The sequence below is a fragment of the Shewanella sp. MR-4 genome, assembly GCF_000014685.1.
Lineage (GTDB): Bacteria > Pseudomonadota > Gammaproteobacteria > Enterobacterales > Shewanellaceae > Shewanella.
Genome location: NC_008321.1, coordinates 431,360 through 452,974, shown reverse-complemented (window position 1 = coordinate 452,974; position 21,615 = coordinate 431,360). Strand labels below are relative to the sequence as shown.

Annotated in this window: 22 protein-coding genes; 10 read left to right on the top strand and 12 right to left on the bottom strand. The window is 49.8% G+C overall.

Annotation, left to right across the window (positions count from 1 at the left end; translation table 11 throughout):
- Window positions 1–26: 26 nt before the first annotated feature.
- The 4 genes from SHEWMR4_RS02160 to SHEWMR4_RS02145 form a co-directional block, all read right to left on the bottom strand.
- A complete protein-coding gene (locus SHEWMR4_RS02160; protein WP_011070759.1) occupies window positions 27–758 on the bottom strand; it encodes a fumarate reductase iron-sulfur subunit in 732 nt (243 codons plus the stop codon).
- The gene (locus SHEWMR4_RS02155) at window positions 758–2,764 is read right to left on the bottom strand and encodes a fumarate reductase flavoprotein subunit (protein WP_011621209.1); all 2,007 of its coding nucleotides are present in this window, start codon (window positions 2,762–2,764) and stop codon (window positions 758–760) included. The genes SHEWMR4_RS02160 and SHEWMR4_RS02155 overlap by 1 nt, the downstream gene beginning before the upstream one ends.
- Before the next feature lie 61 nt (window positions 2,765–2,825).
- Window positions 2,826–3,497, bottom strand: coding sequence for a fumarate reductase cytochrome b subunit (locus tag SHEWMR4_RS02150; RefSeq protein WP_011621208.1), 672 nt, complete (start codon window positions 3,495–3,497; stop codon window positions 2,826–2,828).
- 206 nt (window positions 3,498–3,703) lie between these two features.
- On the bottom strand, window positions 3,704–4,429 hold the full coding sequence (locus SHEWMR4_RS02145; RefSeq protein ID WP_011621207.1) for a fumarate reductase cytochrome b subunit: 726 nt from the start codon (window positions 4,427–4,429) through the stop codon (window positions 3,704–3,706).
- A gap of 442 nt (window positions 4,430–4,871) precedes the next feature.
- On the opposite strand from SHEWMR4_RS02145, the gene prmA reads away from it, so the two are divergent.
- The 5 genes from prmA (at window position 4,872) to SHEWMR4_RS02120 (ending at window position 8,810) form a co-directional block, all read left to right on the top strand.
- Window positions 4,872–5,753, top strand: coding sequence for a 50S ribosomal protein L11 methyltransferase (gene prmA, locus SHEWMR4_RS02140; RefSeq protein WP_011621206.1), 882 nt, complete (start codon window positions 4,872–4,874; stop codon window positions 5,751–5,753).
- A 174-nt stretch (window positions 5,754–5,927) separates the two neighbouring features.
- Window positions 5,928–6,896, top strand: coding sequence for a tRNA dihydrouridine synthase DusB (dusB, locus tag SHEWMR4_RS02135; protein WP_011621205.1), 969 nt, complete (start codon window positions 5,928–5,930; stop codon window positions 6,894–6,896).
- 16 nt (window positions 6,897–6,912) lie between these two features.
- Window positions 6,913–7,218: a DNA-binding transcriptional regulator Fis gene (fis, locus tag SHEWMR4_RS02130; protein WP_006083371.1), complete on the top strand. Its 306-nt coding sequence runs from the start codon at window positions 6,913–6,915 to the stop codon at window positions 7,216–7,218.
- A gap of 243 nt (window positions 7,219–7,461) precedes the next feature.
- Window positions 7,462–8,208, top strand: a complete 747-nt coding sequence (gene ric / locus SHEWMR4_RS02125; RefSeq protein ID WP_011621204.1) for an iron-sulfur cluster repair di-iron protein — start codon at window positions 7,462–7,464, stop codon at window positions 8,206–8,208.
- A gap of 98 nt (window positions 8,209–8,306) precedes the next feature.
- A complete protein-coding gene (locus SHEWMR4_RS02120; RefSeq protein ID WP_011621203.1) occupies window positions 8,307–8,810 on the top strand; it encodes a helix-turn-helix domain-containing protein in 504 nt (167 codons plus the stop codon).
- A 4-nt stretch (window positions 8,811–8,814) separates the two neighbouring features.
- Here the strand turns inward: SHEWMR4_RS02120 and SHEWMR4_RS02115 are convergent, their stop codons facing one another.
- The 7 genes from SHEWMR4_RS02115 to lptM form a co-directional block, all read right to left on the bottom strand.
- On the bottom strand, window positions 8,815–9,393 hold the full coding sequence (locus tag SHEWMR4_RS02115) for a HupE/UreJ family protein (protein WP_011621202.1): 579 nt from the start codon (window positions 9,391–9,393) through the stop codon (window positions 8,815–8,817).
- Between the two features lie 145 nt (window positions 9,394–9,538).
- Complete coding sequence (locus SHEWMR4_RS02110; protein ID WP_011621201.1) at window positions 9,539–10,261, bottom strand: HAD-IA family hydrolase; 723 nt, start codon at window positions 10,259–10,261, stop codon at window positions 9,539–9,541.
- The gene (gene xerC / locus SHEWMR4_RS02105; protein WP_011621200.1) at window positions 10,261–11,160 is read right to left on the bottom strand and encodes a tyrosine recombinase XerC; all 900 of its coding nucleotides are present in this window, start codon (window positions 11,158–11,160) and stop codon (window positions 10,261–10,263) included. Before xerC ends, SHEWMR4_RS02110 begins: the two co-directional genes overlap by 1 nt.
- Window positions 11,161–11,208: 48 nt before the next feature.
- Window positions 11,209–11,844, bottom strand: coding sequence for a DUF484 family protein (locus SHEWMR4_RS02100; RefSeq protein ID WP_011621199.1), 636 nt, complete (start codon window positions 11,842–11,844; stop codon window positions 11,209–11,211).
- Window positions 11,841–12,668, bottom strand: coding sequence for a diaminopimelate epimerase (gene dapF / locus SHEWMR4_RS02095; RefSeq protein ID WP_011621198.1), 828 nt, complete (start codon window positions 12,666–12,668; stop codon window positions 11,841–11,843). The genes SHEWMR4_RS02100 and dapF overlap by 4 nt, the downstream gene beginning before the upstream one ends.
- A gap of 70 nt (window positions 12,669–12,738) precedes the next feature.
- Window positions 12,739–13,983: a diaminopimelate decarboxylase gene (lysA, locus tag SHEWMR4_RS02090; RefSeq protein WP_011621197.1), complete on the bottom strand. Its 1,245-nt coding sequence runs from the start codon at window positions 13,981–13,983 to the stop codon at window positions 12,739–12,741.
- A gap of 42 nt (window positions 13,984–14,025) precedes the next feature.
- Window positions 14,026–14,220 carry an LPS translocon maturation chaperone LptM gene (gene lptM, locus SHEWMR4_RS02085; protein ID WP_041408675.1) on the bottom strand — a complete coding sequence of 65 codons (195 nt, stop codon included), beginning with the start codon at window positions 14,218–14,220 and terminating at the stop codon, window positions 14,026–14,028.
- A gap of 67 nt (window positions 14,221–14,287) precedes the next feature.
- Between lptM and cyaY the strand changes: the two genes are divergently transcribed.
- On the top strand, window positions 14,288–14,617 hold the full coding sequence (gene cyaY / locus SHEWMR4_RS02080) for an iron donor protein CyaY (RefSeq protein WP_011621196.1): 330 nt from the start codon (window positions 14,288–14,290) through the stop codon (window positions 14,615–14,617).
- Window positions 14,618–14,656: 39 nt separating this feature from the next.
- Here cyaY and SHEWMR4_RS02075 read toward each other — a convergent pair whose 3' ends face one another.
- Window positions 14,657–17,071: a class I adenylate cyclase gene (locus SHEWMR4_RS02075; RefSeq protein ID WP_011621195.1), complete on the bottom strand. Its 2,415-nt coding sequence runs from the start codon at window positions 17,069–17,071 to the stop codon at window positions 14,657–14,659.
- 202 nt (window positions 17,072–17,273) lie between these two features.
- Here SHEWMR4_RS02075 and hemC point away from each other — a divergent pair, with 202 nt between their 5' ends.
- Genes hemC through SHEWMR4_RS02055 form a run of 4 tightly spaced genes read left to right on the top strand, consistent with a single transcriptional unit; the run spans window position 17,274 to window position 21,404 of the window.
- A complete protein-coding gene (hemC, locus tag SHEWMR4_RS02070) occupies window positions 17,274–18,206 on the top strand; it encodes a hydroxymethylbilane synthase (RefSeq protein WP_011621194.1) in 933 nt (310 codons plus the stop codon).
- A 4-nt stretch (window positions 18,207–18,210) separates the two neighbouring features.
- Window positions 18,211–18,951, top strand: coding sequence for a uroporphyrinogen-III synthase (locus SHEWMR4_RS02065; protein ID WP_041408674.1), 741 nt, complete (start codon window positions 18,211–18,213; stop codon window positions 18,949–18,951).
- A gap of 60 nt (window positions 18,952–19,011) precedes the next feature.
- A complete protein-coding gene (locus SHEWMR4_RS02060) occupies window positions 19,012–20,241 on the top strand; it encodes a uroporphyrinogen-III C-methyltransferase (protein ID WP_011621192.1) in 1,230 nt (409 codons plus the stop codon).
- Window positions 20,238–21,404, top strand: a complete 1,167-nt coding sequence (locus SHEWMR4_RS02055) for a heme biosynthesis HemY N-terminal domain-containing protein (RefSeq protein ID WP_011621191.1) — start codon at window positions 20,238–20,240, stop codon at window positions 21,402–21,404. The genes SHEWMR4_RS02060 and SHEWMR4_RS02055 overlap by 4 nt, the downstream gene beginning before the upstream one ends.
- Window positions 21,405–21,615: the final 211 nt, after the last annotated feature.

Here is a 21,615-nt window from a genome sequence, read left to right as displayed (position 1 = left end):
TGTTGAATCAAACAGCTAAAGAGATTTTAAACCAAGGTCATCGCCATTTTACGGCGCAGATAGGCAATCTGCTGCATATGGGGTAAATCCTTCGGACAGTTGTCTTGGCAGCCGAGCAAGGTCATGCAACCAAACACGCCATCCTGATTACCAATCACATGGTAAAAGTCTTCAGCCGTGCGTGCATCGCGGCTATCGAGTTCAAAGCGGGCGATTTTCATCATCCCTACTGCGCCGACAAAGGTTTCACGCATTTGCTTAGTCGCACAGGCTGACACACAAACCCCACACTCGACGCAGCGCTCTAATTCATAGAGACGCGCCGCTTCCTCAGGCGCCATCGGTTCTTCGAGGCGGTGGATGCTGATATCATTCGCCTTAGGGTGTAACCACAGCTTTAATCGCTCGGCGAGTTCACGCATAAACTTACCCGTGTTAACTGATAAATCACCAATCAATTCAAAGCCTGGCAGTGGCATCAGGGTGATCTCGCCCTTAGGATATTTGGCGGTTAAAGTACGGCAAGCCAAAGTAGGGAAACCATTGATCACCATGGCGCAACTACCGCAGATCCCCGCACGACAGACAAAGTCAAACTGCAACGACGTATCTTGCTCTTCTCTAAGTTTATTGAGTGCGATAAATACCGTCATTCCCGGCGTTTCGGTGAGCTGATAACGCACCATCTTCGGCTTATCGTTTGGCTCCTGCGGATCATAACGAAAAATATTAAAGGTTAGCTGGCGACCTTGGCTCATTATGATTTTTCTCCTAGCGCATTGGCAGATGGTCTTTGTAAGGTATCACTTAAACGTTCATTTTTTGCTTGCAGGCTAGGCGGCAGCTCGAAGGGCATCAGCGCCGTTTGGCGCTGGTAACGGTCAGCATCATCACCCAGCCCGGCCAAAATCTCGGCAATTTGCTGCTCGCGTTTAGCGGTATCAGGGTGAACAATGGCATTATCGATACCGTAACCCCGGTATCCCGGCGGCAACTCCATCTTCATCACATCCAGCGGCTCGTAGCTTAAAACGGGGGCCAACGCCTCGGCATCGGGCCAACTTGCGAGAGTACGGTTGAGCCAGTCTCTGTCATTACGCTGCGGATAATCCTCACGGGCGTGGGCACCACGGCTCTCGGTACGCGCTGCTGCGCCACAGGCCACCGTTAACGCCACCTTAAGCATCCGCTTTACCCTTAGTGCTTCTACTAGCTCAGGATTGGCATGGCGTTTCTTACACTTAACTCCGAGCTTACGTGAGCGTTCAAGCAGCACCTTTAGCTCTGTCACCGCCTTATCGAGTTCTGGGCCATTACGGAAAATCCCCACGTAATCCATCATAATCCGCTGCATTTCGCGCTTAAGTTCAAAGGGACTTTCATGACCTTCACCATCGACTAAGGTGTCAATTTCAGTCTGTACCTGCCGCATAAACTTTTCGGCAAGCTGAGTGTCGATTTCAAGACTGTTATTCTCACAAAAATCAGCCACATATTTGCCGATAATCATGCCGCCAACCACAGTTTCGGCGAGCGAGTTGCCGCCCAATCGGTTAAAGCCATGCATATCCCAACAGGCCGCCTCACCCACGCTGAATAAGCCCTTAAGCTGCGGACTCTCGCCCGTTGCCTTAGTGCGGATCCCGCCCATGGAATAGTGCTGAGTTGGACGAACGGGGATCCAATCCTTCGCGGGATCGATACCGAGGAAGTTTTCGCAAATCTCCTGCACTTCACGCAGGTTGGTTTCGATATGCTTGCGCCCAAGCAGGGTGATATCGAGCCATAAATGTGGGCCATAGGGACTATCGACGCCCTTACCTTTACGCATATGTTCGGTCATGCGGCGAGACACCACGTCCCGCGACGCCAGTTCTTTCTTCTCTGGCTCATAGTCCGGCATAAAACGGTAACCGTCTTTATCCCGCAGCAAGCCACCATCACCGCGGCAACCTTCTGTGGTTAAAATCCCCACGGGCACAATTGCCGTTGGGTGGAACTGTACCGCTTCCATGTTGCCAAGGGTCGCGACCCCCGTTTCGAGCGCCAGCGCCTGACCTATACCCTCGCAGATAATCGCATTGGTTGAGACTTCATAAATACGGCCATAGCCACCGGTGGCGATCGTGGTCGATTTAGCCACATAGGCACGCAGCTCGCCCGTGATTAAACAGCGGGCAATCACTCCGTGACAGCGTTGACCATCGTGGATTATCGCCAGTGCTTCAACGCGCTCGTGAACAGGAATATCCAACGAAATCGCTTTGTTATCCATGGCATAGAGTAAGGAGTGACCTGTACCGTCGGCGGTATAGCAGGTGCGCCACTTTTTAGTGCCGCCAAAGTCGCGAGCATTGATCAGACCGTGGGCTTCTTCGGCTTCCTGCAATGTGACTTTTTGGGCGTTAACAATCACTTCCCTTGGGCCTGCAGTCACACGTGTCCAAGGCACGCCCCAGTTGGCTAATTCACGCACCGCCTTAGGTGCACAATGGGCAAACATTCTGGCGACTTCTTGATCGCAGCCCCAGTCCGATCCTTTCACCGTATCTTGAAAATGCACGTCTTCATCATCGCCCATGCCTTTGACGGCATTGCCAAGACTGGCCTGCATTCCCCCCTGCGCTGCAGCGGAGTGAGAACGTTTGGCGGGAATAAGCGAAAGCACTAAGGTATCTAACCCGCGCTCTTTAGAGGCAATGGCCACCCTCAGGCCAGCCAATCCGGCACCAACCACTAATGAATCGGTATAAATCAGTTTCACGCCTGCTCCTTAACGGGTACTGCTGTTATTGTTTTAGGACAACACTCTTTTGTTATATTCGCTAACTCGCGTGGGGTAAAAATGCCAATAAGGAGGCAATCCCTACAGTGACAAACGCGATACTCACAATGGTTTTAATCTTACGTAAACGGCTGCGACTATTGAGATCCCGCGCCGCACCCCACTTCAGTGCTACGCGGTAAATCCCGATGGCCGCATGTAACTCCACCGTCAGCAATAGTGGCAGATACACCATCCACACGCCTTGATTCCAAATCCGCTCTGCACTGCCCTGCGGGCCTATGGTTTCTGGCGCCGAGCCAATAAGCCATAGATGCACTGGCAGCAATAACAGGATCACCACGCCCGTAATGGCCTGCCAACGCCAGAGGCGTGTATCACTGTGATTAATCACTTGCATCTGTTGTTTTAGCGCTCTTTGCTGGCGCAAACTCATGGGTAACTTTTGCAGTGCAACAATCACATGCACCAATGCTAGGGCGGCAATACCGACGGCAATACAAGTCACCACCCAGGGATAGCCATGACCATCACTGGAGAGAAAACTCAGCTCCATAGTGCGAGCCACCCAGTTCATGGCATCGCCACCCAATAAAATGGACGACACCAGCACTAAGTGGGTCCACAAAAACACCGCCAGAATGACACCCGACAAACTCTGGCTTAAATCCAGCCACGCACTCCATTTTTTTATACTTAGTTTGATTGCCATTGCTTTCGCCTCGCGCCGCAGGCTCCTAAGAGCCCTGCTTAATAAGTTGTCCTCGAAAATTAATATCGCTCACAAATCCATCAAAAAACCTGAGTTAGATCAACTAGGAGGCGAATAATTAATCGAATGCTTAAATATTAGCAGCGAAACAAAATCCTGCTGCGCCCAAATCCATCAGGGATAAACGCAGCAGAATTGGATTTCAATCAATGGGGCACGTAAGGCTGCACCGGCACACTTAGCTCACTACCGATAAACATATAGGAGACTAAGCTCGCACCACCTAGGCATAACAAATAGATAATCAATACCTTAGCAAGCTTACGTAAGCCAGAGCGCTGGGTCGTGATGCCCCATTTAACCGCCACTCGGTATAAACCAATCATGGCGTGGATGACGACTGCGGGCAGCAACAGAGCGTAGAGCAACCAAGCATTATCGTGATAGACACGCTCGGCCGATAAATGTGGACCAATTTCAGGATTTAAGATCATGGTAAAGAGGTGGACAGGCACCAAGAAAAACAGAATAAAACCCGTGATCAACTGCCAAAACCAAGCATGGGTATCGCGATGTTTAATGCCACCTAAATGTGATCGCAACGCTCGCCACTGCCCAAGCTGCGCCGGAAACCGCCTAAGAGCAACGGCTGCATGTAAAATCACCACGAGCAGCATAAACACAGAGAAGACTTTAGTGACAATCGGAAAGCCATGGCCTGTACTGCTAAACATACCGCCTTCGAGCAACTGCACCACATGGTAAAAGGCCTCTTTACCCAGCAGAATGCTCGACTCGAAATGCATATGTAACAACAGAAAGCAGCCCAGCATAATACCAGTCGCGCTCTGTAATCTATCGGCCTTAGCCGACCAAGGGTGACCTATCCCCTGTGTTTTCACGCTAGTGTGAACGCGCGTTACGCTTGTCATCTTGCTTTTACCCTTTAATGGTTTGTTGACGCCTCTTTGCAAACTACACCATAGCAGCTACAAAAAACGCGGCTGAGTGTCACAGATTTAAAGCGTGAGGCAACTCACGGGATAAGCGTCAACTCTTAGAAGAGGATCACAAAAAAGTCGTAAAAACCAAACAAAGGTAAAACCAATTAACCATTATATTTCATGGCTTTATATTAAAAATCGAAACGAGCGGTTCGATTTTGCGTACAACCAACAGCTGACAAGCTAACTCCTTGTCCATGCTGAAATAAACCTCGTTTACTACCCAAAACTCCCTAGATTTTTAGCACGAATCCCTCAACCCACCTCATCACCATCACTCACGTTTAATTGCCATCGAATTCTGCAAATTAGCGCAGTTTGGGTATACAATAGCGCGATATTTTTTAAACCTAGCCACAGGATTTTACCCATGCCTTGGATCCAACTTCGCATTAACACTAACAGTGACGATGCTGAAACCATCAGCGACTTACTTATGGAAGAAGGCGCCGTTTCTATTACCTTTGAAGATGGTAAAGACACCCCGATTTTTGAGCCTAAACTGGGCGAAACCCCTCTGTGGCAAGATACCGTAGTAGTTGCCCTGTTCGAGGCGGACACGGATCTCGCACCGACTATCGAGATGCTGAAAACCCTGCCGTTTTTAGGCGAGCACTTCAGCCACAAAATCGAGCAAATTGAAGATAAAGACTGGGTTCGCGAGTGGATGGATAACTACCACCCAATCCAATTCGGTAAACGCCTATGGATTTGCCCAAGCTGGCGTGAAGTTCCCGATCCGAGCGCAGTGAACGTGATCTTAGATCCGGGCCTGGCCTTCGGCACAGGCACTCACCCAACGACAGCACTGTGTTTAGAGTGGTTAGATAGCTTAGATCTCAGCAATGAAGAAGTGATCGACTTTGGCTGTGGCTCAGGCATTCTTGCCGTGGCGGCGCTGAAACTGGGCGCAAAAAAGGTCACAGGTATCGATATCGACTATCAAGCCATCGAAGCCTCTAAAGCCAATGCCGAGCGTAACGATGTTGCCGACCAATTAGCACTTTATCTGCCAGAAGATCAACCCGCCGATCTTAAGGCCGATGTGTTAGTTGCCAATATTCTCGCAGGCCCACTGCGTGAACTTGCCCCCCTTATCGCCGAGCGCGTCAAATCTGGCGGTAAATTAGCCCTCTCTGGACTGCTTAAAGAGCAAGCGCAAGAAATCTCTGACTTCTATAGCCAATGGTTTGATATGGACGAAGCCGCTCACAAAGAAGATTGGAGCCGCTTGACAGGTAAGCGCAAATAACGCTAAAGGGTGGCGCAACATGCGCCACCACTGGCTTAGGCTTATTTTGTCGATGACTTCTCAAGGCTAAAAAGTCAAGAAAAAAAATTGCTCCTAGGTCATTTATTGACCTTTTCACGGCCAATAAAAAGGGCTACTATAGCGCCCCTTTGAAGAGCTAAGGTGAAACAGTAAATGCAGATTGGACCCTATCAACTGAAGAATCAGCTGATCGTGGCACCAATGGCAGGTGTCACCGATCAAGCTTTCCGTAATCTCTGTCTTCGTTATGGCGCAGCCTTAGCGGTGTCGGAGATGCTTTCATCGAATCCTGAAGTTTGGGACACAGATAAGAGCCGCCAGCGTATGACGCATTCCGGCGAGGAAGGTATTCGCTCAGTGCAAATTGCAGGTGCAGATCCAGAGTTAATGGCGCAGGCCGCCCAGTTCAACGTCGAACAAGGTGCCCACATCATTGATATCAACATGGGATGCCCGGCAAAAAAAGTGAATAAAAAGCTGGCAGGTTCTGCCCTAATGCAAAATCCACCCTTAGTGAAAGAAATTTTACAAGCCGTGGTCGCTGCAGTAGAGGTGCCTGTCACGTTAAAGATTCGCACAGGCTGGGAGCCTGAACACAGGAACGGTGTTCAAATCGCCCAGATTGCAGAGGATTGTGGTATCGCCTCGCTCGCCGTTCACGGCCGCACGAGACAATGCATGTACAGAGGCGACGCCGAGTACGACACCATCAAAGCAATTAAACAGAATGTCTCGATTCCTGTTGTCGCGAATGGGGATATCGACAGTCCGGAGAAAGCCCGCTTCGTGCTGGACTATACCGGTGTCGATGCTCTGATGATAGGACGGGGTGCTCAAGGACGGCCTTGGATTTTCAGAGAAATCCAGCACTACTTGGATACGGGTAATAAGCTAGCGCCCATTGAGGTGGCTGAACAGCGTCAAGTGATGCTGGAACACCTCACCAAACTTTATGATTTGTATGGTGAATATAAGGGTATCCGCTTCGCCAGAAAGCATATTGGATGGTACCTAGACCAAGAGGATCAGCGCCAATTTCGGGCTGACTTTAATCAGCTGGAAACCGCTGCAGAACAGTATTCCCTGGTGGAATATTATTTTGATGAATTAGTACAGAATTAATAAAGAGCAGAATAGAATGTTTGATCAGACAACTAACACAGAAGTTCACCAGCTTACCGTTGGCAAAATCGAAACCGCAAACGGCACTATCAAGCCCCAGTTATTACGTGACGCTGTTAAGCGTGCCGTAACTAACTTCTTCGCACAGTTGGACGGTCAGGAAGCACAAGAAGTGTATGAAATGGTGCTAAGTGAAGTTGAAGCACCTCTGCTTGACATCATCATGCAACACACTCGCGGCAACCAAACCCGCGCAGCAAACATGCTAGGTATCAACCGTGGTACTCTGCGTAAAAAATTAAAGAAATACGGCATGAACTAATCCGCAAGGATTAAGCTGTTGTATTAAAAAGGCGAGTCAGCAATGACTCGCCTTTTTGCTTTATTAGCGACAATTCCCTGCCACAGCAAAGTAATAGAACAGCGCTGACCTAAAGCTACTCCCTTAGAGATATTTCACAGCATGAAATGTGATATGCCCGACTAATTTAGTCAGGATTTATTGCGCGAATATAAAGCTGCAAATATTATGCATGTAAAATTATTCTCGCTTTGGAGTGTTGCTATGTTATCTGCCCATCTCTCATCCGAAAACCCAGTTGAAGCACCGTCAGCCTCAATCACCCCATGGCTTGAACGCAAAGTGGGGGAATTGGTCGCAGAGGATTTTCGCCGCGCCCACGTGTTTAGCCAATTTGGTATCGATTTCTGCTGCGGGGGTGGTCGAGCACTCGTTAATGCCTGCGAGCGAGCAGAGGCCAATCCTGAGCAAGTCGTCGCCGCACTGGAGGCCGTTTCCCACTCGGGAGCTAAAGAAGATGAACTCAATCAATTGCCACTCGACCAGTTGATCGATTATATCGAGCGTACCCACCATCAATACGTTCGCGCTAAGGCGCCGTTATTGCTCGAATATTCAGAGAAAATGGTTCGCGCCCATGGTGAGCATTATGCCGAGATTATTCCCTTCGCTGGCTGGGTGCGCGCCTTAATTGAAGACTTAATGCCGCATTTGATGAAGGAAGAAAATATCCTCTTCCCGGCGATCCGCGCCATGAGCCAAGGTGAACAAGTGCAAGGTTGTTTTGGCCATATAGGCAACCCCATCAATGCGATGCAATACGAGCACGAAGAAGCTGGGCAAATTTTGCAAAAGCTACACGAGTTAACCAATGACTTTACGCCGCCGGAATACGCCTGCACCACATGGCGCGTTTGTTACGCGACTCTGGTCGAATTTGAGGCAGACTTGCACCGACACATCCATTTAGAGAACAACATTCTCTTCCCTAAGGCGCTACAACTCGCCTAGTACAGACTGCTGATTCACAACAAAGGCCAGCACAACTGCTGGCCTTTGTTATTTTGGCGTGTTACAAAAAGTGGTGTGCTACGCAAGGAGCCGCCGCCATGACATACCCAACATTCGCACTCGATGATATTGGTTCACTGCATGAGTCCGCCCAAGTGGAGTTCAAACTCGCGCGGGGCCGCGATGGTCAAGGTCAGCTCCCCGAAGATATTTGGGCGACCTATAGCTCCTTCGCTAACACCTTAGGTGGCGAGATTATCCTCGGGGTGCGTGAAGAACATGGTCATTTCACCATTGAAGGCATTCCGAATCCCCTGCCCGTGTTGCAGGAGTTTTGGGAAATCCTCGATGATCCAAGCCGCACCAGCCATAATATCCTGGCGATTTCTGATGTACAGCTAATTGAAATTATGAATAAAAAGCTGATAAGGATTCGCGTGCCACTCGCGCCAGAGCACCTAAAGCCCGTGTTTATCGGCACAGATCCTTATGCGGGGACTTATTTTCGCGTTGGGGATGCCGACATGCACGCCAGCCGAAGACAGGTCACGCAAATGCTGCGCCGCGCCCATCATTGCACTAAGCAACTCAAGGCGCGTTAAGCCATTAAAAGCCAGCGAGTAAATATCCACCCATGGCGGCAATCGCAACGCCCGATACCCGCATTAAGCTGCGCTGGCCCGTCACGCGCTGCATGCCTAATCCTAACATGACCCCACCAAGATGAATGACCGCAGTGCCAAACAAGAAACCGAAGGCATAGAGTATGGGACTGGCGAGTTCGGGCATTTCCATCCCATGGGCATGGCCGTGGAAAATCGCAAACACGCCCACAAAAGCCATGGCAAACAACAGCGGAAGTTGGCGGTCAAAAGCTATCGCCAGCCCAAGCAATAAGACAGATAGGGCAATGCCAATTTCGACAAAGGGCACCGGAATCGCATACAGGCCTAAAATGCCACCGACCAACATAAAACACACAAAGGCTAAGGGCACAGTCCAAATGGCGCGGCCGCCCAATTGAGTACTGAGCATGCCCACACTCAGCATGGCAAGGAGATGGTCAAAACCTAAAACGGGATGGTTAAAGCCCGCCATAAAACCACCACCGGAGTGGATTTCGTGCGCCGACGCAGGGGCAATAAACGAGAGACTCAAGAGGAGCAACAGACTTAAACGCACCATAGCAGTTCCTTGACAGTGATGGCGTAACAACCGAGTGAATATATCGAACACTCTACGGCAAAGCCGTGAAGCAATCTTTGATCCTTATCACCTTAAGCTATCGCTTAATTCAGCGGATAACTTAGCTCAACTTTCCTAAACCAAATTAAGGCAACAAGATCTCCAGCAGAGCATCGAGGGTCGCAATTTCCATATGGGGTAACAGTGCAGCAATGGGCAACGACGCCACGCGGCCAAAACTCGGGTTGAGCCAGACCGACTGGCAGCCCGCTAAGCGCGCACCGCGAACATCGGCATTCATACTATCACCCACGTGCAGCAGTTCATCTAAACCGATATCCAGCCTTTCACAGGCTTGTGAAAACATATCTTTAGCAGGCTTCATCCGCACACCACTACCAGGATGCAGCACAAACTCGAACACCTCACTCAAGCCAATGCGTTGTGCGTCCACATTACCATTGGTGATACCAATCAACCGAAAATGGGCCGATAAGCGCGTGAGCAGTGCCAAGACTTCGTCTGAAACCTGAAAATGGCTGCGATGGAAATAAAAACAATCCAAACCTTCCTGCGCGCCCCGTTTTGCCTCCGACTCGCTATAACCGAGCAGCGAAAGGCCTTTATGCAGAGTCGCAATTCGCGCCGCCGAGGTGTCATGGGCTAAGGCTGGATTTTGCTGTAGCAACTGTAACTTGAGCAGTCGCCATTGCTGCGGTTGCCAAGCCTGAGTCAGCGGAAAAGCCTGATGCAAAAACTGTGTTAGCTCAGCTTCGGCATTCAGAATATGAGGCTCGTTATCGTATAAGGTATCGTCGAGATCGAAGCTGATCGCACGAATATTCTGGGGTCTAAGATAACAACGCATTATTTATCCTGTTGTTTTTTCGCTCTAGGATGGGCGTTATCATACACCTTAGCTAAGTGTTGGAAATCTAAACTGGTATAAATTTGCGTGGTCGACAGGTTTTCGTGACCCAATAATTCCTGCACCGCCCGCAAATCGGCACTGGATTCCAGCATGTGCGTCGCAAAGGAATGGCGTAACTTATGGGGATGCACCCGCATAGAAAGCGCCTGCTCCTGACCCCATTTGCTCATGCGCGCCTGAATACTGCGATGGGACAAACGCTTGCCCTTCTCCGTGACAAACAATGCATTATCTTCACAGGAAATTTGTTTGCGGCACTTAAGCCAAGCACTGATGGCCTCTATGGCGTAACGCCCAACGGGGACGATGCGCTCTTTGTTGCCTTTGCCTAACACGCGCACTTCATGCTGGTCGTATTGCACGCTGGATAAGTCCAGCGCCGCCAGTTCAGCCAAGCGCAATCCACTAGAGTAAAACAGCTCCATAATGGCTTTATCACGCAGGGTCAGCGGATCATTGCCCTCAATCGCGAGCAGATGCGAGATAGAATCGACATCGATATTCTTCGGTAACGGTTTGGCTTGTTTGGGCGCACTCAGCCCCTTGGCAGGATTAAGTTCAATCACGCCTGAGCGCAATAAAAATTCTCCCCACTGTTTGATGGCCGACAACCACAATGATAGCGAGCGCGGGCTCAAGCCCTTGCGATGCAGCTTAGCAAGCACCTGTTGCCAATGCTCACGACCCACATTGAGCAGATCGACGCCCTCTGGCAGTAACTCGCTTCCCCGCTGCAATTCGTACATATAATTGCGAACCGTATGCGCCGATAACTGGCGCTCAGACTGCATATAGGTTTCAAACTGCTGCAAATAGGACTGACACTGCGGGGTCATCTCCATCTCCTCATCATTATGCAATTGAGGCAAGGCGAACCATGTACCTTAAAGCTTGGCCAGCATATGTGCGAGTAATCGGCGCAATTGTTCGAGCAACATATTGTCCATATCGGGATGGAAATGCGCCGCATCTTGGCTAGCAACGGCAAAAATCATCGGGATCTCATCGGCTAATTTCACTAACGCGACAGAGCCCACTTCGCTACCAAACAGGCGTTTCGCTTCTTGCTGGGTTAACCGGCCAAAGTAGTAATCCTTGCGCAAACGCTGAGCCCAAATCACTTGCATCTCCACATCAGCATCTAACACGCTGATCAGGCGCACATGGGTAAAATTAAACTGCGTCTTTAAACTATCGGCCAGCACTTCTTTAAGGGCTTCTAAATTAACGCAATTGAGTAATTTAAAAGACAGCTCGGTATTAAAGAGGAATATCTTTTCATTGCGCGCTGCCATCGCCAGCAGACTGGTGATTTCTTCTTCGAGTTGCCCAACCCGTTGGCGCAGTAACTCTTGACGACGCTCGACCAAGGAAATCGCGCCGCGCTCCGAATGGGGTAAGCGCATCGCAAGTAACAGCTCGGGATAACGATTAAAAAAGTCTGGGTTATCGAGTAGGTACTCGCGAATAATCAACTCATCGAAGGGAAGATCGGTCTGCGGCATCAAAGGCTCGGTCATAACTGAATTTGTCCATCGTAAACGTGCTGCGCTGGCCCCGTCATCCACAGGGGTTTGCCTTCGCCTTCCCAATTGATGGTTAAGGTGCCCCCGGGCAAGTCGACACGTACCTGTTGATCGAGTTTGCCTTGGATTTGCCCAACCACCACAGCGGCACAAGCCCCAGTACCACAGGCTAAAGTCTCGGCCGCACCGCGTTCATAAACTCTAAGCTTGATATGGCCCGAGTTCACTACCTGCATAAAGCCGACGTTTACTCCGCGCGGAAAACGCTCATGCTTAGTGAGCAGTGCACCAATCTCGGCGACATTAGCGTTAGCAACATCTTCCACATCGAGCACGCAATGGGGGTTACCCATCGACGCCGCGCCACATAAAAAGGTTTGTTGCGACGTTTGCAGCAGATAGGTTTTTTCGGCCTTCTTGGCTTTGAAAGGAATTTGGCTAGGATCGAGCACAGGCACGCCCATATTCACAGTCACAGTACCGTCACGTTCGAGGCGCAGAGTCATCTTACCCGCCGAGGTACTTACACGAATTTTATTCTTATTCGTCAGCCCTTTATTACGAACAAAGCGCGCAAAACAACGGGCGCCATTGCCGCAGTTTTCGACCTCACCACCGTCGGCATTAAAGATACGATAGTGAAAATCCAAATCGGGATCATAGGGCGGCTCAACCAGTAAAAGTTGATCGAAACCGACACCAAAGTTACGGTCGGCTAAACGGCGGATCTGCTCAGGCGAAAAGAACACGTTCTGCGTGACACCATCGACCACCATAAAATCGTTGCCCAGTCCGTGCATCTTAGTGAATTGGATCAAGATACTTATCCTTTAAGCCTAGGCGCCGCCATTAACTAGCCAAGCGCCTGAATCAATATAATTTTCTAGTTTACGGCAGGAGTTGCTCACCTTGCCAGAGCTGCGCTAATTTTTCTCGCTCACGCACCAGATAAGCCTTGTCACCATCGACCATCACCTCGGCCGCACGGGGACGAGTGTTATAGTTAGAGGCCATGGCAAAACCGTAGGCACCGCTCGAGCGCACAACCAATAAATCCCCTGCCGCAATCGCAAGTGCTCTGTCTTTACCTAAAAAGTCACCGGTTTCGCACACAGGCCCTACGATATCAAATACTTGCGCTTGTTCATCCCTTGGATTTACCGGAATGATATTTTGCCAAGCGCTATAGAGTGCGGGACGAATTAAGTCGTTCATCGCGCCGTCGACAATCGCAAAACGTTTATCGCTGTTTTCTTTAAGGTACAGCACCTGCGTGACGAAAATACCCGCGTTAGCGGCAATGGCACGACCCGGCTCGAAAATTAACTTGAGCTTGCGATCGCCTAAACGCGCGAGCAGGGCTGCGGCGTAAACATCAGGATGTGGCGGGGTTTCATCATCATAGGTCACCCCTAAACCACCACCCACATCGAAGTGTTCAATCACAATGCCTTGCTCGGCCAAACGGTCGATAAGGGCTAACATTCTGTCCATCGCATCGAGGAAAGGCTGGATCTCAGTCAGTTGTGAACCAATGTGGCAATCGACCCCTTTTACCTGTAAATGTGGCAGCGCATGGGCACGGGCGAATACAACTTCGGCCTCATCCATAGCGATACCAAATTTGTTCTCTTTAAGGCCCGTCGAAATATAAGGATGCGTACCGGCATCGACATCGGGATTCACCCGCAATGACACGGGAGCAATTTTACCTAAGCGGCCCGCGACCTGATTTAACTGCTCAAGCTCGGCGCTCGATTCGACATTAAAGCAATAAATACCGAGGTTAAGTGCCTGTTCCATTTCGGCAACGGTTTTACCCACGCCCGAAAATACCACTTTGGCCGGGTCGCCACCGGCTTCAATCACCCGCGCTAACTCTCCGCCCGAGACAATATCAAAACCACTGCCTAAACGAGCCAAGACGTTTAGCACGGCTAAGTTCGAGTTGGCTTTCACCGCGTAACACACTAAATGTGGATGGTCGGCCACCGCATTGTTAAACGCATGCCAGTGACGTTCGAGCGTCGCACGGGAATAGATATACAATGGCGTGCCATACTGCTGGGCTAAATCATTGACCCGACAGCCTTCGGCGTACAGGGTATTGTCTTGGTAGAGAAAGTGATCCAATGTCCGATTCCTTACTGCGCTTTGTTGTAATTATGCTGATTATTATTGTGTTTTTTCAGTTTCAGCTTGAGGCTCCGCCGGCTCGGCAGGGGTTGCCTCACTCTTCGGCGCCTTAATTTCTGTAGGCTGACTCACCTCTGCGGGAGAGGATTTATACAGGGGGCCTTTTTGACCGCATGCTGTAATGAATAGGCTACCAAGCAATAACAATAAAAACAGTCTCATTTTTCTCAACATCTGTGCATCTGGTGACTAATAGCCTTATAATCGCACCCATCTTGACGAAAGCAAAGGACAGAAATGCATGGCCATGACAGATACAGAATTTCACCAGCTCGCCGATGACATGTTCCAAGCGATAGAGACCGCTATCGAAACCGCAATTGATGAACAAGACGCCGATGTCGATATTGATGCCAGCGGTAACGTGTTACAGCTGGAATTTGTCGATGGTTCGAAAATTGTTATCAACAAACAAGAGCCTTTGCATGAGATTTGGGTTGCAACCCGTTTCGGTGGCTATCACTTTGGTTTTGTTGATGGTAAATGGATTGATGGCCGTAATGGTGGCGAGTTTATGCCCTTTGTACAGGACTCAATCCTTCGCCAGAGCGGTATCGCACTGAGCTTCTAATAAGCGCGTGCAGCTTTAACAAGCGGGAGCTATTCCCGCTTAAAACTCCACGTTAGCGTTATTGATATCGACCCCAAAGGGCATGACAGTCAACTCGCCCGCTACCCGCACGAGATGGAAAAACTGCGGAATATTAAACCTCGCCTTCGAAGCATAATACTCATCAAATACATAGTGATGACTCACTTTGTTCACCAACTCCATCATATTCGAGCCAGGCTGCACATAATGGCTGAGCTGATTATCTTCATCGAGAATAAACACATCCAAACTTTCGGGCCGCTGGCGCAGAAAATATTGAATCGCTCCTTTAGCCGCGAAGTTCTGAATAATTTTTGGCATACTCGAAAAAGGATCGTCGCCCAACTCGGGCCGAGGCAATTGCACCAAATGACTGCGTGACAACTGCTGATAGAAGGATTTAGCATCACTCAAGTCCTGATACGCCATCCCCAAGGGGTTAAAGAAGATCCCATAACGGGTATGACTGATTTGCAGCGGCTGCACTAAAGTGCTCGATTGTTGCACTTGCTGACATAGGCGCACAGTTTGTTTCAGCAGGTTTTTCACCGCTAACTTAAGCTGAGGCCTGAGTTTTTGTGAGCAGCTAATCACATCCATATCCACCGGATGGGTCGCTCGCCTTAATCCCGGTGTGACAAACGATAGCGCCTGCAATACTGCGGTTTCGCCCTCAAAACGGTGGCATTGCCACTCTCCCCAACTATTGAGACAGATGGCATCGAGGGCGCCGAGCATATTTTCCTTCTTACGGCCCAATGAAAACACGTTGGCATTCATCACATCGACCATCATCTCTTGCCCATGCCAGTGGACGGTAGGGTCGCAGTCGAGATTAAGAACAAAAATCAGCTTTCTAAAATGCCAGGGCTGGCATAGGTCGAGTTTCGACACCCGCCAGTCGTGGTCGATAAAGTTCAAGAGCCGCCGCGCCGCCTCGGTTAGGCGCCGAGACTTAACCTTACTCTGGCCAAACTCATACCATTTGGTTTCTGGCGTCGACACGCCGTTCAAGCAGGCCCAGATCATCAATGCTGAGGGAGTTTTCCCCTTACATATCGCCGATTCGCCCAACAGATTTTGCGGCTTTGGCCCCTGACGATAAAGGTAATATTGGTTTTCCTTGGCGCTAGACACCATGGTCACTTCAGATTCGGCGACCGAGCGACTCCAGAGCAGATTTAACTTAGCAATTTGATCTTCATCTTGGCTGAAGTAAGTGTGCAACTTGCGGGTGAGCATCCCCAACTCTTCAATCCTGAGCCCCTCATTCAACTCATGGGTCGAGGCGAAGCGCAGCAGCGTTTGGTAACTCGCCAGCAGCAACTCGTTGAGCTGTTCATTGAACCAGTTCAATTGTCCGCTATGCCAATGCTCACAGTCATCTAAGGTCGAAATTAAGCTGTCGGGCCACTGCCATTCTTGCACTAGCTTTTGCATTTTGGCGTAGCGCCAGTCTTTGCCTTGATCCGCGATACTTAAATACACGCCACATTTGAGATAAAAACAGCGGCGCACAATCTCAAGTCGACGATTATCATTCTGCTTTAATAGATAGGCTTCGATGACCTCATAAATCGCGTAATAGGCATCGTTAGAGGTGGAGAAATCCCCCGCTAAGGTCTTTTGCCATAACCTGTCGCACAACAGCTGCGAGTGAGGATATTCACTCGCGTAGGCTTCCAGTAGCAGTACTTTTATCAACGCCTTATGGGGTTTATTAAGGCCTTTATAGAGCTGCCACAGCGACGCTCCAAAGTACTCACTCGCCGGTAGCTCGTGCACATTACCTAGGTACAACAGCTCAGGATTAAGCTTGGCATCGGGCCACCATGCAATGGTTTTACCCGCTAACCGAATTTGGCTGCGATAAAACTCCTCAAGTAATAACCAATGTTGCGTACTGCCGCTGTGCTCATGGGCCATCGACGATTGGCAACCGGAACGCTGCGATTTATCGCCAGAAAATTGCAGCGGGTGAACTAAGTAAAAGTTCACCTCAAATTGATATTCGGCAAACCAAGCAGTTAAACGCTCGGCTTTTAATTTGATTAAGGCTAAGTCCTCATCACACAGCTGTGCATGGTGCACTAGCCATACATCCACATCACTCTTGGCATTCTGGCCAAAACTGGCCGTGCTACCCATAGCGTAAACGCCTTCAAAGGCCGGATTTTCAACCTCGCTGGCAATAAAGGGGAGCTTAAATACATCACAGGCCTGTGCCTCAAGTGAATCAGGACGATAACCTTGGATCCCACACGGCGTGTCGGCATCGACAAAGCCGGGATACTGGACGCTATTCTGCTGAATAAGGAAGGGGATCAAACGGAACAAATGCTTTTGAAGCGGCGACAACAAGGCTAAAGCTCGTGCGATACGAACTTGATTAAGTCTTTCTGCAATATCAGGAAATTGACCTTGCTGATCCATCCAAGAACACGACACTTAAGCACGAGTAAGAAGTGTGCTCATGTTAACACTTTTGCAAAGTTGAGCAACCAAATGAGAAGTTCGTCACACTTTAAGCCAATTTAGAACGCCGCCGACTTCAAAGAATCGATACGCCTTCCTTACATTCACGAATAGCCAATGTTAGCATTGGCGCAACTAAGATCTCGGATGGAAACTAGGCATGTCTGAAAACCGCATACGTATCGCTACCCGCAAGAGCCCGCTGGCCATGTGGCAAGCAGAATTTGTTAAAGCAGAATTAGAACGCGTTCACCCAGGTATCGTGGTGGAGCTATTGCCAATGAGCACTAAGGGCGATGTTATCTTAGACACCCCATTAGCTAAGGTTGGTGGTAAGGGCCTGTTCGTAAAAGAACTCGAAGTCGCCATGCTGGAAGACCAAGCCGATATCGCTGTGCACTCGATGAAGGACGTGCCAGTGGATTTCCCCGAAGGCTTAGGACTGGAAGTGATTTGTGAGCGCGAAGATCCGCGCGACGCCTTTGTGTCTAACCTTTATAAGTCAATCAGTGAGTTGCCACTTGGCGCCACAGTCGGCACCTCAAGCCTACGTCGTCAGTGCCAGCTGCGCGCCTCACGTCCAGACCTGATTATCAAAGATCTGCGTGGCAACGTCGGTACTCGCCTCGCGAAACTCGATAACGGCGAATACGATGCGATTATCCTGGCTGCTGCAGGTTTAATCCGCCTGAAATTGTCTGAGCGTATCGCCAGCTTTATCTCTGCGGAAGAATCCTTACCCGCCAACGGTCAAGGTGCTGTCGGTATCGAGTGCCGCACTAACGATGAACGCGTAAAAGCACTCCTAGCACCTTTAGAACACTTAGAGACTCGCTACCGCGTGATCGCCGAGCGCGCCATGAATACTCGCCTCGAAGGCGGCTGCCAAGTACCTATTGGTGCCTTTGCCGAAATCCACGGTGATGAGATGACACTGCGCGGCCTCGTAGGTAACCCAGATGGTAGCGAAATCATCGAAGGCGTGATTACAGGTCCAAAGACCGAAGCAACGAAACTCGGTGTGGCCCTGGCTGAAGAACTACTCAGCAAAGGCGCCAAAAGCATCCTCGACGCTGTTTACGCAAAAGCCTAAGACGATGAAAGTCTTACTGACGCGCCCCGAGGGGCGCAATCAGTCCATGGTCGATGCCTTAACTGAAAAGGGTATCGACCACTGCGTTACTCCGCTCCTCTGTGTTGAGGCAACGCCTCCGCTGCCACCTGACACTTCACATCCCCTAGCCGATGTCGATATGGTTATCTGTATCAGCGCCAATGCGGTGAGCTTTGCTGATGCTGCGTTTAAAGTCGATACTGCCCAAGTTAAAGACTGGCCAAGCGTGCCTTATTTCGCCGTGGGTCATGCGACTTGGGAAGCGCTGCAAGAAAAGGGAATTGAGGCTCTCGAAGCACCGGACGATTGCCAGCAAACGGAAGGCTTGCTTACCCTGCCAGCACTGCAACATATCCAAGGTAAACATATCACTATCATTCGTGGCGTCGGTGGTCGTGAAGCCCTCGCCGAGCAACTGAATGCCAGAGGCGCGAAGGTGCGCTATTGGGAAGTCTATCAACGCGCTTGCCCGCCGCTCGATGGTGCCGCTGTTAGTCAACAATGGCGAGACTTTGGGATAGATACTATCGTCATAACGAGTGGTGAAGTACTGGATAATCTGATTAATCTAGTGCCAAAAGAGTTATTTGCATGGCTGCGCTCATGTCATATCATAGTCCCCAGTAACCGAGTAGAAGCTCAAGCTCATGCCTTTGGTATAACCCAAGTCACCAATGCCAATGCCGCCAACAGCAAAGCCGTGCTAAACGCCCTTAAACTCTAAGCGCTATTTAGCCCGATTTTACTCGAATTTCGGCAGTAGCATGATTTTAAGGACTGTTAAATGGATAACAACAAGCACGACGCCCAAAGCCCAGAGTCACAGGCTACCCCAGTTCCCGCTCCATCGGTCAATACCGATGACGCTGCTGCAAAGACCCAAGCGACTGAACCGCAGGTCAATCAGCTCGAAGATAAAGCCGTCAAACCTGCCGATACTAAGCCGCAAGCCAGCAAACCTGAATCGACCCAAGCGACTCGCCAAGTGGTGCAAGTGAATCGCAGCTCCTGGGCCATTCGTTTCGGTGTGCTATTAGCGTTAGGTTTAACTGCATGCACCCTCGGTGGGGGCTACTTGCTGTATCAACAAATGCAGCAACAGCTTCAATTGCAAGCGACGAAAAATTTAGCCCTGCAAGATCAATTACAGCAAGCGTTACTCGTTCCTAATCAGCGCATTGCTCAACTGGAACAGCAACAGCTGTCGAATACCAAAACCTTCCAAGAGCTAGCTAAACTCGCCACGGATCAAAGCCAGTTGCAGGACAGGTTGAATAAGCTGGCCCAGCGTAGCCCAACCCACTGGATGGCCTCCGAAGCCGAATACCTAGTGAATATGGCAGGTCGTAAGCTGTGGCTCGAAAAAGATCCACGTACGGCAACTGACTTACTAAAGTCCGCCGACGAAACCATTGCCGCAATGAATAACCCTGCTTTACTGCCAATCCGTAAGGCGCTGGCCAAGGATATTGCCGCAACCACAAACATTAAGAGTGCGGATATTGAAGGCAGTGTATTGGCTCTCGATGCCTTAATCGACCAACTCGACAAGTTACCCCTCAGCCGCGCGGATGCTGACGCAAGCGCCCCTGAAGATACAACCATTTCTGGCGATCTGAATGATTGGCAAAGTAATCTAAGTAAAACTTGGAAGGCGTTAACCCAAGATTTTGTTACCATTCGCCACAGAACCGCCGATGCGCCTGCCCTGCTCGCACCGGAGCAAAAATGGTATTTGGTCGAGAATATTCGCCATAAGCTGCTGCAATCGCAACTAGCACTCTATCGCTATGATAGAGCGGCTTATCATCAATCACTGATGATGGCACGCCAGTGGATCCAAACCTATTTTGATGTTCAAGCCCATCAAACTAGTGAAGCGATTGCCGAAATCGACAAACTGGCGACATTGGAGCTTGACCCTATTACGCTGAAATCCTTTGCCGCTAAACCGCTGTTATTACAGTTAACCAGCTATGGTGAACTCACCTCTTCAGAGGAACCACAGCTATGATTAAGGCATTGATATTTCTTGGGATCATATTAATAGGCCTGTGTATCAGCCCTTGGATTGTCGGCAATACTGGCTATGTGTATATTGCCGCGGGTGATTACCAGCTTGAAACCAGTTTAGTCTTTGGGATCATCATGTTAATCGTGTTCTATGCCCTGTTCCAAGTGTTGGAATGGCTAGTGATCACTGTGATTAATTTGCTGCTTCGCAGCCGTTTTATCCCGCAGCATTGGCGTCGCCGCTCCGCCAAGAAACACACCCTAATCGGCGCACTCGCCATTGCCGAAGAAGATTGGCCAGCGGCAGAGCGCGCCATGATTAAAGGGGCTGACAACGGTGAACTGCCAGCATTAAATTTGTTAGCCGCTGCACGTGCTGCGCAACATCAAAATAAAATCGCCGAGCGAGATCAATACCTTGCCCGCGCTGAAGCCCAACCTATGACGGCCAATGCGGTGGCGACTACTCGTACACGTTACTTGCTCAAGCAAGGGGAACTCGCCTTAGCCAGAGCGGAACTCGATAAGTTAGCCCCAACTAGCAAGAGTAAAGCCCCAGTGCTGAAACTCGCCCTAGAGTTGTACCGGGCGCAAGAAGATTGGGAGGCGCTTAAGCTGTTGCTGCCAATACTGAAGAAACGGCAGATCTTAGAGGATGCCAAGCTAAATGCACTGAGTGTTGAAACCCATTGCGCCCTGTTAAAAGCTGCGAGTCTTAAAGGGGAAGATGCCCTAGAGCAATGCTGGCAATGGCTCTCCCGTGATGAACGTAATCAGTCAGAGTTTTTAGCAATATATGCCATGGGCTTATGCCGCTTCAATCGCAAAGATCAAGCGCTTAAATTACTCTCGAAAAAGCTACGTAGCTCGCCAGAGTCGGCACTGTTAGAAGTGATACCACAAATAGTCACCGCCCATGACGAAGAGATCCGCAAGCAATTGCTCAAACATGAAATAACCCATGAGAACAATGCTGATTACCAAAAGTGCTTAGCACTACTGTACCAACAAACCCGCGACATGAAAGAAGCTAAAACCTGCTGGCAGAATGTGTGTCGTCTCGCCCCAAGCCAAGCGTCTTGGTTATCACTTGCCCGTATTCAAGAACAACTCGGCGAACAAGGTAACGCGAATCAAAGTTATCGCCAGGCGGTTAACCTGTAATTTGCTATAGCCGCAGCTCTCCTATCGGAGTTGCGGCCCCTCAAATCTAACCAATCACTTCCGTTTTAGCAGAATTCATAAAATTTTAATGTCTATACACAGATCGATTTGTTATAAATATGTTTCTATATATAAAACAAGGGTACTAGATGCAGCGCCTATTCTGCTTTAAGATACCACATCTAGTTAAGGCAGATTTAAACGCCAATTT